The sequence below is a fragment of the Rhodococcus sp. Z6_132 genome, from assembly GCF_058133635.1.
Genome location: NZ_JBYUNP010000001.1, coordinates 174,442 through 186,199, shown reverse-complemented (window position 1 = coordinate 186,199; position 11,758 = coordinate 174,442). Strand labels below are relative to the sequence as shown.

The 11,758-nt window shown below is 74.1% G+C and carries 7 protein-coding genes; 5 read left to right on the top strand and 2 right to left on the bottom strand.

The features are described 5' to 3' along the window. Positions 1-160 precede the first annotated feature (160 nt). Positions 161-934: a hypothetical protein gene (locus tag AC3YO9_RS00900; protein WP_489981854.1), complete on the top strand. Its 774-nt coding sequence runs from the start codon at positions 161-163 to the stop codon at positions 932-934. Further along, complete coding sequence (locus AC3YO9_RS00895; RefSeq protein ID WP_489981853.1) at positions 931-2,559, top strand: DNA polymerase Y family protein; 1,629 nt, start codon at positions 931-933, stop codon at positions 2,557-2,559. The genes AC3YO9_RS00900 and AC3YO9_RS00895 overlap by 4 nt, the downstream gene beginning before the upstream one ends. Before the next feature lie 22 nt (positions 2,560-2,581). On the opposite strand, the gene AC3YO9_RS00890 is transcribed toward AC3YO9_RS00895, so the two are convergent. Continuing rightward, positions 2,582-3,235, bottom strand: a complete 654-nt coding sequence (locus AC3YO9_RS00890) for a PadR family transcriptional regulator (RefSeq protein ID WP_127783911.1) — start codon at positions 3,233-3,235, stop codon at positions 2,582-2,584. A gap of 138 nt (positions 3,236-3,373) precedes the next feature. Between AC3YO9_RS00890 and AC3YO9_RS00885 the strand changes: the two genes are divergently transcribed. From AC3YO9_RS00885 to AC3YO9_RS00875, 3 genes are all read left to right on the top strand, one after another. Next, on the top strand, positions 3,374-4,990 hold the full coding sequence (locus tag AC3YO9_RS00885) for a flavin-containing monooxygenase (RefSeq protein WP_489981852.1): 1,617 nt from the start codon (positions 3,374-3,376) through the stop codon (positions 4,988-4,990). Positions 4,991-5,054: 64 nt separating this feature from the next. After that, on the top strand, positions 5,055-6,596 hold the full coding sequence (locus tag AC3YO9_RS00880; RefSeq protein ID WP_489981851.1) for a class I adenylate-forming enzyme family protein: 1,542 nt from the start codon (positions 5,055-5,057) through the stop codon (positions 6,594-6,596). A 63-nt stretch (positions 6,597-6,659) separates the two neighbouring features. Then, entirely contained in the window at positions 6,660-9,992 is a 3,333-nt protein-coding gene (locus AC3YO9_RS00875; RefSeq protein ID WP_489981850.1) for an error-prone DNA polymerase, read from the top strand. On the opposite strand, the gene AC3YO9_RS00870 is transcribed toward AC3YO9_RS00875, so the two are convergent. Further along, complete coding sequence (locus tag AC3YO9_RS00870; protein WP_489981849.1) at positions 9,989-11,644, bottom strand: FAD-binding dehydrogenase; 1,656 nt, start codon at positions 11,642-11,644, stop codon at positions 9,989-9,991. The two genes, AC3YO9_RS00875 and AC3YO9_RS00870, sit on opposite strands and share 4 nt — an antisense overlap. Between the last annotated feature and the right edge of the window lie 114 nt (positions 11,645-11,758).

Below are 11,758 nucleotides of genomic sequence, written 5' to 3'. Positions count from 1 at the left end.
CGCCGGATCCGGCACTTGACGGAGCGCCCTCCGAGGGGGTGTACTTGGTCCACGTTCGAACACACGTTCGAACAAGTGAGTCAGTGCAGTTGTTGGTGTGCGCCGTGCCTTCCCCGCGGTACCTGCCCAGCGGTTGGGGATGTGCGGAGGTGGTGTGGTGATGACGGCTGCTCTGACGGTGCCGGCAGGTGCGGGCGAGGCTACCCGCGAGGAGCGGCTCGCGGCGCTGCGACGGCTGGTGGCTGTGCCGGGGAAGGGCGCAGGCGCCAACGCCGCCGAGGTGTCGCGACCCCGTCCGGTGCTGCCCGTGCCGGAGGCGCTGGCCGCGTTGCTGCCTCGGGGTGGGCTCACCCGCGGCACGGTGGTCTCGGTCAGTGGCGCCACCTCCTTGCTGGTCGGGCTGATCGCGTCGGTGACGGCGGCGGGCAGCTGGGCGGCGGTGGTGGGCCGGCCCAGCCTGGGTCTGCTCGCGGCGCAGGAGATGGGGGCCGACCTCGGCCGGGTGGCGCTGGTGCCCGAGCCCGGCGAGGACCCGGTGGACGTGGCCGCGGTGCTGCTCGACGGGATGGACCTGGTGGTGCTCGACCTGGGCGGGGCCACCGTGGCGCCCACCCGGGCCCGCGGGCTGGTGGCCCGGGCCCGGCACCGAGGCGGGGTGCTGGTGGTCACCGGGGGCACCTGGCCGGGTGCTGAGCTGCAGCTTCGGGCCCAGGTCAGCGGGTGCCGCGGGCTGGGTCGGGGGCACGGCCGGCTGCGGAGCCGGGAGCTGGCGGTGCAGGTGCGTGGACGCGGGCAGGCGGTGCGGGCTCGAGGCACCCACGTGGTGCTCGGGGCCGGGACTGCCTCCACGGTGCAGTGGCAGGGCGGTGCTCCTGCAGCCGCCCCTGGGCCCCTGCCCCCTGGATCCGTCCCGGTGCGGGCGGTGCGCGCGTGAGCGGACCGGAGGAGGTGACGCAGCGGCGGTCCCGGACGCTGGCGGTGTGGTGCCCGGACTGGCCGGCCGTCACCGCCGCCACCGCCGCCGGTCTCTCGGCCGCGGCGCCGGTGGCGGTGGTCTCGGCCAACCGGGTGGTGGCCTGCACGGCTGGTGCCCGGGCCGACGGGGTGCGCCGGGGGCTGCGTCGGCGGGAGGCGCAGGGCCGGTGCCCGGAGCTGCACGTGGTGACGGTCGACGCCGACCGCGACGCCCGGTTCTTCGAGCCGGTGGTGGCGGCCGTGGACGCACTCGCCCCCGGGGTGGAGATCCTGCGCCCGGGGTTGCTGGTGCTCGCCGCGCAGGGGCCGGCAGGCTACTTCGGCGGTGAGGAGGCGGCGGCCGAGCGGTTGGTGGACGAGGTGTCCGGGGTGGGGGTGGAGTGCCAGGTGGGCATCGCCGACGCGATGTCCACCGCGGTGGTGGCGGCCCGCGCCGGCCGAGTGGTTCCGCCCGGCGGGGGTGCGGAGTTCCTGGCCCCGCTGCCGGTGGCCGAGCTGGCCCGCGAGCCGAGCCTGGCCGCCCCGGCCCGGGTGGAGCTGGTGGACCTGCTGCGGCGGCTGGGCCTGCACACCGTGGGGGACTTCGCCGCGCTCACCGCCACCGACGTGGCGTCGCGCTTCGGTGCTGACGCCGTGCTGGCCCACCGCAGCGCGCGCGGGCTGGCCGAGCGTCCCCCTGCCGCCCGCCGGGCCCCGGTGGAGCTGGAGGTGGAGCTGGACTGCGACCCACCGGTGGAGCGGGTGGACGCCGCGGCGTTCGCCGGCCGCGCGCTGGCGCAGCGGCTGCACGCCACGCTCTCGGCGGCCGGGGTGGCCTGCACCCGGTTGCTGGTGCGCGCCCGCACCGGCAACGGCGAGGAGCTGGCTCGCACCTGGCGCTGCGCGGAGCCGCTCACCCCCGCGGGCACCGCTGACCGGGTGCGCTGGCAGCTGGACGGGTGGCTGACCGGGCGCAGCAGCTCCCGGCCGACCGCGGGAGTGGTGCTGCTGCGCCTGGAGCCGGTGGAGGTGGTCTCCGCCGGGGCCCTGCAGCTGGGGCTGTGGGGCGGGGTCGGCGAGGGCGACGAGCGGGCCCGGCGCGCCCTGGTGCGGGTGCAGGGCCTGCTCGGGGGGGACGCGGTGCAGGTGGGGGTGCCCAGCGGGGGCCGCGGGCCGGCCGAGCAGGTGACCCTGCTGCCCTGGGGCGACGAGCGGGTGCCCGCCGCCGACCCGGCCGCGCCGTGGCCCGGTCGCCTGCCCGCCCCTGCGCCGGCCACGGTTCCCCCGGAGCCGCTGGTGGTGGACCTGGTGGACGCCGCCGGGCTCCCGGTGGAGGTCACCGGCCGGGCGGAGGTCAGCGGGGAGCCGGTGGCCGCCCGCTACGACGGCCGGCTGCGGCCGGTGCTGGCGTGGGCCGGGCCCTGGCCGGTGGACGAGCGGTGGTGGGATCCCGCCGAGGCGCACCGGGCCGTGCGCGCCCAGGTGCTGCTCGGTGAGTCAGGTCCAGTCGAGTCAGGTCCAGGCGAGGCGGGCGCAGGGGAGCAGCTGGCGCTGTTGCTGCGGTGCTCGCAGGGCCGGTGGCAGCTGGAGGGTGTCTACGACTGAGCCGGCTGCTGGCCGGCCAGGCTCACTTGGTGTGCTTGGTCAGCTCGTCGGAGGAGCGCGGAGTGGGCTTGGCTCGCTTGGTGCGGCCCTTCTTGGTGCGGTCCTGGGCCAGCCGGTCCAGGTCGGCGAGCATCGCGTCGGCCCGGTCGCGCTCGGACTCGTAGTACTGCTCCGACCAGCGCAGCACCATCTCCGGGTAGGCCCAGCCGGGCTCCTCGGCGGCGCCCACCGCGTCGGCGACCGCCCGTACCCGCATCTTCTCCGACTGGTCGCGGTGCTCGGCCAGCACCTCGCGCAACCGGTCCGGGTCACCGAGGTGGCCCAGCCACATGCGCAGCATCACCCCGTGCTTGAGCACGGCGGGCTCCACCGGCGACTCGTTGGCCCAGTGGGCCACGGCCTCCCTGCCCTCCTCGGTGATGGAGTACAGCCGCTTGCCCCGCACGTCGTCCTTGCTCACCACGCGAGAGGTGGCGTAGCCGCAGTCCTCGAGCTTGCGCAGCTCGCTGTAGATCTGGCTGTAGGAGGGGGCCCAGTAGAAGAAGCGCAGGCTCCAGTCCGCCCACTTCTTGAGGTCGTAGCCGGAGAGCTCGGAGCCGAAGGACAGCAGACCCAGCACGGCCCAGCTCGTCGGCCGCAGCGAGGGGAACTCGGTCGCCGCGTCGTCATCTGCCATGGCACAGAACCTACCCGTTGGTAGCAACCGCCTGCCGGCGAACCGCCGCTAGACACTACTATTACTAATAGGTATAGTCCTCCGCGAACGTAAGCCCTCCTCGGGGGGCAGTCGGAACAACGCATCGGGGGATCACCCATGACCAGCACCGCTCCTGCGCCGCAGTCGGTCCACGACGTCCTCGTGGTGGGGGCGGGCTTCGCCGGCCTGTACGCCGTGCACCGCGCCCGCCAGGCCGGGCTGGACGTGCTGGCCGTGGAGGCGGGCACGGGCGTGGGAGGCACCTGGTTCTGGAACCGCTACCCGGGCGCCCGGTGTGACGTGGAGAGCGTCGACTACTCCTACTCCTTCGACGAGGACCTGCAGCAGAGCTGGATCTGGTCCGAGCGCTACGCCGGGCAGCCGGAGATCCTCGCCTACCTCGAGCACGTGGCCGACCGCTTCGACCTGCGCCGCGACATCGTGCTGGGCCAGCGGGTCACCAGCGCCCACCTGGACGAGGACACCGCGGTGTGGCACGTGGGCACCGACACCGGCCAGACCTACCTGGCCCGCTTCGTGCTGATGGCCACCGGCTGCCTGTCCGCGCTGAACAAGCCCGACATCCCCGGCACGGACAGCTTCGCCGGCGAGGTGTACTTCACCGCCGCGTGGCCGCAGCAGGAGCCTGACCTCACCGGAAAGCGGGTGGGGATCATCGGCACCGGCTCCTCGGGAGTGCAGTCGGTGCCGCTGCTGGCGGAGCGGGCCGCCTCGCTCACGGTGTTCCAGCGCTCGGCCAACTACAGCGTCCCCATGCCCAACCACGTGCTCACCCCCGCCGACCAGGAGCGCATCCGCGCCGAGTACCCCGCGCGGCGCAAGAAGTCCGCCTACGCACCGGCCGGGACTCCGCACGAGAGCTACCCGCACAACGCGCTGGAGCTCAGCGAGCAGGAGCGGCTGGCCGCCATGGAGGCGCGCTGGGCCGAGGGTGGGGTGCTGTTCGGCAAGACCTTCCCCGACCAGAACGCCAACCTCGCCGCCAACGACGTGGTCCGCGAGTTCGCCGAGGCCAAGATCCGCTCGGTGGTGGCCGACCCGGAGGTCGCCGACGCGCTGGTGCCCACCGACCACCCCATCGGCACCAAGCGGATCTGCACCGACATCGGTTACTACCAGACCTTCAACCAGCCCCACGTGCGGCTGGTGAACCTGCGCACCGACCCCATCGTGGAGATCACGCCCACCGGAGTCGTCACCGAGCACGACGTCCACGAGCTGGACGTGCTGGTCTACGCCACCGGGTTCGACGCCATGACCGGAGCGCTCCTGCGCATCGACATCCGCGGAGCCCGGGGCACCACCATCGCCGACGCCTGGGGTGCGGGCCCGATCACCTTCCTGGGCATGGCCATCCCCGGCCTGCCCAACCTGTTCAACCTCAGCGGTCCGGGCAGCCCGTCGGTGCTGGCCAACATGGTGCTGCACGCCGAGGCTCAGGTGGACTGGCTCGTCGACCTGGTGGCGAGCTGCCGGGAGCGGGGAGTGGCCACCGTCGAGGCACGGCGCGAGGCCGCCGAGGAGTGGACCGAGCACGTGGACGCCGTCGCGCAGGGGACGCTGTTCCCGCAGGCCCGCTCCTGGTACATGGGAGCCAACATCGAGGGAAAGAAGCAGATGTTCATGCCCTACATCGGGGGCTTCGGCACCTACCGTCGGGCCTGCGACGAGGTGGCGGCCAAGGGCTACGAGGGCTTCACGCTCACCTCGTGAGGCCCGTGCCGTCGCACGGGCGGTCGCCCGGGTGGATTGCGTCCTCGGGTGATTCAATGCCGGCATGAGTCCTGAGGGTCGGCCGACTCTGACCAGCCCGTTGCTGCCGGTTGCGACGACCTTGCCCGAGCTGTGCCGACGGCGTGCCGTCACGCACGGGACGCGGCTGGCCGTGCGCGACACCGACCGCAGCCGCACGTACGCAGCGCTGGCCGAGCGGGCCGGGCAGGTCGCCACCGCGCTCGCCGCCCGGGGCGTGCGGGCGGGGGACGCCGTGGTGGTGTGCGGGCGCAGCTCGGTGTCCTGGGTGGAGGTGGCGCTCGGCGTCGTCTTCGCCGGTGCCGTCCTGGTGCCGGTCGGCCACGCGGCGTCGAGCCGCGAGCGGCGGCTGGTGCTCGACCGCGTCGCACCCCGGCTGGTGCTCTCCGAGCAGCGGGACTGGGAGCCCGACGTGGAGGTGCACACCTTGGCCGGCCTGCAGGGCGCCGCCGACGGCTGCGCCGTGGCCGAGCCGGTGGCGGTCTCGCCCGAGGCCGTGGCGGTGGTGCTGCCCACCTCCGGGACCACCGGCACCCCCAAGCACGTGCCGATGACCCACGGCCAGCTGGTGCGCTGCTACACCGACATGGCCGCGGCAGTCGGGGTCACCGCCACCGACGTCCTGCTCGGCGCGGTGCCGCTGGCGCACTCCTTCGGCTTCAACGGGGTGCTGCTGCTGGCGCTGGTCCAGGGTGCGGCGGTGCGGCTGGTGTCGCCGCACGACCGCGGGCACCTCGCCGAGATCCTGCAGCGGGAGGGCGTCTCGGTGGTGCTCGGGCCACCCACGATCTTCCACGACCTGGCCACCGCCGGGGCCGACCTCACCGGGGTGACGCGGCTGGCCATCACCGGGGGCGCGGACGTGTCGGTGGACCGGATGCAGGCGCTGTGCACCTCCCTGGGCATCACCACGCTGGTGAGCGGCTACGGGCTCACCGAGGCGTGCGGCAGCGTGGCGGTGGCCACCGTGGGCGTGGCCGAGGAGGGTGCCGCCGCGGGGCTCACGCCGCTGCCCGGCGTGGAGGTGGCCGTGGTGGACGACGCGGGGCGGCCGGTGCACGGGGCGGACGGCCGCGTGCTGGTGCGCGGCTACAACGTGATGAGCGGCTACCTGCACGACGCGGCCGAGACGGCACTGGTGCTGCGCCCGCAGGGGTGGCTGGACACCGGGGACGTGGGGCGGCTGGACTCCGAGGGCCGCCTGCACGTGGTCTCCCGGGCCAAGGACACCGTGGTGGTCAGCGGCTTCAACATCTACCCCCGCGAGGTGGAGCAGGTGCTGCTGGAGCACGACGGCGTGGCCGACGTGGCGGTGCTGGGGGTGCCCGACGAGCGCCAGGGCGAGAAGCTGGTGGCCTGCGTGGTGCCGCGGGCCGGCTGGCGGCTGGACCCCGCTGAGCTCACCAGCCACTGCCGGGACCGGCTCACGCCGTACAAGGTGCCGCGCACGCTGCTGGAGTACGACCTCCTGCCCACCACGGCCACCGGCAAGCGCTCCCGGGTGGCCCTGCGGGAGTCGGTGCTGGCGCGGGCGCACGGACGGGTGTCCTCCCGCCCCTCCGGCTAGCGCGCCTTGACGGCCACCCTCGCCTGCGAGTAGAACAAGTGTTCGAACGCGGGAGGTGGCGCGATGGGCTTCGGCAACCCGCCGGTGCCGTGGGCGGAGCTGGAGCGGGTGCTCTCCGGCCGGCCGCGGCACGAGGCGCAGCACCCCGGTGACGGCAGCGACAGCCCCGCCTGGTCGCGCAAGCGCGCCAGCTACCAGCCGCCTCCGGCCCCCCGCCGCGCCGGGCCTGCCCCCACGCCCTTCGCCGAGCTGCACGCGCACTCCTCGTTCAGCTTCCTCGACGGCGCCAGCCAGCCCGAGGAGCTGGTGGAGGAGGCAGCCCGGCTGGGCCTGGAGGCCATCGCGCTCACCGACCACGACGGCCTCTACGGAGTGGTGCGCTTCGCCGAGGCGGCACGAGAGCTCAACGTGCGCACCGTGTTCGGCGCCGAGCTGAGCCTGGGGCTGAGCGGGCCGCAGAACGGGGTGGCCGACCCGGAGGGCACCCACCTGCTGGTGCTCGCCCGGGGGCAGGAGGGCTACCGGCGGCTGTCCCGGGAGATTTCCGCCGCGCACCTCGCCGGTGGGGAGAAGGGCCGCCCCAGCTACGACCTGGACCAGCTCAGCGCGGCCGCCGGCGGGCACTGGCAGGTGCTCACCGGCTGCCGCAAGGGCGCGGTGCGCCAGGCGCTGAGCACCGGGGGACCCGAGGCGGCCGAGGCGGCGCTGGCCGAGCTGGTGGAGCGCTTCGGCGCCGAGCACGTGGCGGTGGAGCTCACCCACCAGGGCCTGCCCACCGACGACGAGCGCAACGACGTGCTGGCCGAGCTGGCCCAGCGCCGCCGGCTGCGGGTGGTGGCCAGCACGGCCGCGCACTTCGCCACCCCGTCGCGGCACCGCCTGGCCGCGGCGATGGCCGCGGTGCGGGCCCGGCGCAGCCTGGACGACGCCGCGGGCTGGCTGCCCCCGGCCGGGGGCGCGCACCTGCGCTCCGGCGCCGAGCTGGCCGCCCGCTTCGCGCGGCACCCGGCAGCGGTGCCCACCGCCGCCGAGCTGGGCCGGGAGTGCGCCTTCGACCTGCGCCTGGTCGCCCCGCAGCTGCCGCCCTTCGCCGTGCCGGCCGGGCACACCGAGCAGTCCTGGCTGCGCGAGCTCACCCTGCGGGGGGCCGCCGAGCGCTACGGCCCCCCGGCGGCCAACCCCGCCGCCTACGCCCAGATAGAGCGCGAGCTCACCGTCATCGGCGAGCTGAGCTTTCCCGGCTACTTCCTGGTGGTGCACGACATCGTCAGCTTCTGCCGGCGCAGCGGCATCCTCTGCCAGGGCCGGGGCTCGGCAGCCAACTCCGCGGTCTGCTACGCCCTGGGCGTCACCGCGGTGGACGCGGTGGCCAACGGGCTGCTGTTCGAGCGGTTCCTGTCCCCGGAGCGCGACGGCCCGCCGGACATCGACGTGGACATCGAGTCCGACCGCCGGGAGGAGGCCATCCAGTACGTCTACGGCCGCTACGGCCGCAGCCACGCCGCGCAGGTCGCCAACGTCATCACCTACCGCGGTCGCTCCGCGGTGCGCGACATGGCCAAGGCGCTGGGCTACTCCCAGGGGCAGCAGGACGCGTGGGGCAAGCAGATCGACCGCTGGGGGCCGCTGGTCGGGCCGAGCGCCCAGGACAAGTCCCCGCAGGAGCAGGAGCACGACATCCCCGAGCCGGTGCTGGCACTGGCCGCCCAGCTGGAGGACTTCCCGCGGCACCTGGGCATCCACTCCGGGGGCATGGTGATCTGCGACCGGCCCATCGCCGACGTGTGCCCGGTGGAGTGGGCGCGGATGGCCGACCGCAGCGTGCTGCAGTGGGACAAGGACGACTGCGCCGCGGTGGGGCTGGTGAAGTTCGACCTGCTCGGGCTGGGCATGCTCTCCGCGCTGCACTACGCCATCGACTTCGTGGCCGCCCACGAGGGGATCCAGGTGGACCTGGCCCACCTCGACCTCGGCGAGCCGGCGGTCTACGAGATGCTGCAGCGAGCCGACACCATCGGGGTGTTCCAGGTGGAGTCGCGGGCGCAGATGGCCACCCTGCCGCGGCTGAAGCCCCGGGTGTTCTACGACCTGGTGGTGGAGGTGGCCCTCATCCGGCCCGGCCCCATCCAGGGTGGCTCGGTGCACCCGTTCATCCGGCGCCGCAACGGGCTGGAGCCGGTCACCTACGAGCACCCCTCCATGGAGCGGGCGCTGGCCAAGACCCTGGGGGTGCCGCTGTTCCAGGAGCAGCTGATGCAGCTGGCGGTGGACTGTGCCGGCTTCACCGGGGCCGAGGCCGACGAGCTGCGCCGGGCGATGGGCTCCAAGCGCTCGCCGGAGAAGATGCAGCGGCTGCGGGCACGCTTCTACCGGGGTCTGCAGGAGACCAACGGCATCACCGGCGAGGTGGCCGACCGGATCTTCGAGAAGCTGTTCGCCTTCGCCAACTTCGGTTTCCCGGAGAGCCACTCGCTGAGCTTCGCCTCGCTGGTCTTCTACTCGGCGTGGTTCAAGCTGCACCACCCGGCGGCGTTCTGCGCGGCCCTGCTGCGGGCCCAGCCGATGGGCTTCTACTCCCCGCAGTCGCTGGTGGCCGACGCCCGCCGCCACGGGGTGGTGGTGCACGGCCCGGACGTCAACCGCAGCTGCACGCACCCCACCCTGGAGCCGCTCAGCGACGACGACCGCACCCCCGCGGTGCGCCTGGGCCTGGGCGCGGTGCGCAGCGTGGGCACCCCCACGGCCGAGCGGATCACCGCCGAGCGCGACGCCCACGGACCGTTCACCAGCCTGCTCGACCTCACCCGCCGGGTGGGGCTGAGCGTGGCGCAGACCGAGGCGCTGGCCACCGCCGGGGCGCTGGGCTGCTTCGACCTGCAGCGCCGGGAGGCCCTGTGGGCGGCGGGAGCGGCCGCCGCCGAGCGGTACGACCGGCTGCCCGGCACCGGGGTGGGCACCACCGCGCCGACGCTGCCGGGCATGAGCGAGGTGGAGCTGGCGGTGGCCGACGTGTGGGCCACCGGGGTCTCGCCGGACAGCTACCCCACCCAGTTCCTGCGCCCGCAGCTGGAGCGGCTGGGGGTGGTTCCCGCGGCGGAGCTGCTCACCGGGGTCCGCGACGGCAGCCGGGTGCTGGTGGGCGGGGCGGTCACCCACCGCCAGCGCCCGGCCACGGCCAGCGGCGTCACCTTCCTCAACCTGGAGGACGAGACCGGCATGGTGAACATCGTGTGCTCGCCGGGGCTGTGGGCCCGCTACCGCCGGGTGGTGCGCTCGGCGCCGGCGCTGCTGATCCGGGGCGTGGTGCAGAACGCCGAGGGGGCGGTGACCGTGGTGGCCGAGCACGTGCAGCGGATGGACCTGCGCGTCGCCTCCACCAGCCGCGACTTCCGCTAGCCCAGGTCACGGGCCAGTGCCCGCCCGGCGGCGCGGCCGGAGAAGATGCACCCGCCCAGGAAGGTGCCCTCCAGCGCGTTGTAGCCGTGCACCCCGCCACCACCGAAGCCGGCGACCTCCCCGGCGGCGTACAGGCCGTCGAAGGCGCTGCCGTCGCCGCGCATCACCTGCGAGTCCAGGTTGGTCTCCAGCCCGCCCAGCGTCTTGCGGGTGAGCAGGTGCAGCCGCACCGCGATCAGCGGGCCGTGCGCCGGGTCGAGCAGCGCGTGCGGCTTGACCACCCGGGTGATCCGGTCGCTGAGGTAGCTGCGGGCGGCGCGGATGGCGGCGATCTGCAGGTCCTTGCCGAAGCGGTTGGCCAGCTCGCGGTCGTGGGCCAGCACCTGCCGCTCGATGTGGTCGAAGTCCAGCAGCGGCGTCTCGGTCAGCTCGTTCATCCCGGCCACCAGCTCGCGCAGGGTGTCGCGCACCACGAAGTCCACACCGTGCTGCTTGAACGCCTCGATGGGCGGCGGCGCACCCTTCTTCACCCGGCTCAGCGCCATCTTCAGGCTCTTGCTGGTGATGTCGGGGTTCTGCTCGGAGCCCGACAGCGCGAACTCCTTCTCGATGATCGACTGGTCCAGCAGGAACCAGGTGTGCTCGTGGCCGGTGGTGAGGATGTGGCTGAGGGTGGACATCGTGTCGAAACCAGGGAACAACGGCGTGGGCAACCGGGTGCCGGTGGCGTCCAGCCACAGCGAGGACGGACCGGGCAGGATGCGGATGCCGTGGTTGGGCCAGATGGGGTCCCAGTTGGTGATGCCCTCGGTGTAGTGCCACATCCGGTCTCGGTTGACCAGGTTGGCGCCGGCGTTCTCGGTGATCTCCAGCATCCGCCCGTCCACGTGCGCGGGCACCCCGGTGAGCATGTGCTGGGGCGCCGCGCCCAGGCGCTGCGGCCAGTTCTTGCGCACCAGCTCGGCATTGGCGCCGATGCCGCCGGAGGTGACCACCACGGCCTGGGCGTGCAGCTCGAACTCACCCACCGCGGTGCGCGAGGACGCCACCCCGCGCGGCTGCTCGGAGGCCTCCAGCACGGTGCCCCGCACCCCGCAGGCACGGCCGTCGCTGACCAGCACCTCGTCCACCTGGTGGCGGTGGCAGAAGGTGACCAGCCCGGCGCGCTCGGCGTCGAGCACCCGCTCCAGGAACACCCGCACCACCTCGGGGCCGGTGCCCCAGGTGAGGTGGAAGCGGGGCACGGAGTTGCCGTGCCCGGTGGCCGTGCCGCTGCCGCGCTCGGCCCAGCCCACCGTGGGCATCAGCCGCAGGCCCAGCTCGTGCAGGTACGCGCGCTTGTCGCCGGCCGCGAACTCCACGTACGCCTGCGCCCACTGCCGCGGCCAGAAGTCCTCGGGGCGGTCGAAGGCGGCGGTGCCCATCCAGTCCTGTAGCGCCAGCTCGTAGGAGTCCTTGATGCCCAGGCGGCGCTGCTCGGGGCTGTCCACCAGGAACAGCCCACCGAGGGACCAGAACGCCTGCGCGCCCAGGTTCGCCCGGTTCTCCTGCTCCACCACGGTGACGGTGCGCCCGGCCCTGGTCAGCTCGTAGGTGGCCACCAGCCCGGCCAGGCCGGCACCCACCACGATCACGTCGACGTCCACGCTCATCTGCTTCTCCCGCTCCCGGCGCCGTGCACCGCACCGAGGCCTGAGAGTGCCACACCCCGATGGTGGGTTCCGGTCTGAGCGTGGGGCGCTCGTGAGCTGTCACCAGCGGGGTGA

Coding starts and splice junctions, on each gene's coding strand:
- AC3YO9_RS00900 (WP_489981854.1), top strand. CDS start 161: ATGACGGCTGCTCTGACGGTGCCGGCAGGTGCGGGCGAGGCTACCCGC.
- AC3YO9_RS00890 (WP_127783911.1), bottom strand. CDS start 3,235: ATGGCAGATGACGACGCGGCGACCGAGTTCCCCTCGCTGCGGCCGACG.
- AC3YO9_RS00885 (WP_489981852.1), top strand. CDS start 3,374: ATGACCAGCACCGCTCCTGCGCCGCAGTCGGTCCACGACGTCCTCGTG.
- AC3YO9_RS00880 (WP_489981851.1), top strand. CDS start 5,055: ATGAGTCCTGAGGGTCGGCCGACTCTGACCAGCCCGTTGCTGCCGGTT.
- AC3YO9_RS00875 (WP_489981850.1), top strand. CDS start 6,660: ATGGGCTTCGGCAACCCGCCGGTGCCGTGGGCGGAGCTGGAGCGGGTG.
- AC3YO9_RS00870 (WP_489981849.1), bottom strand. CDS start 11,644: ATGAGCGTGGACGTCGACGTGATCGTGGTGGGTGCCGGCCTGGCCGGG.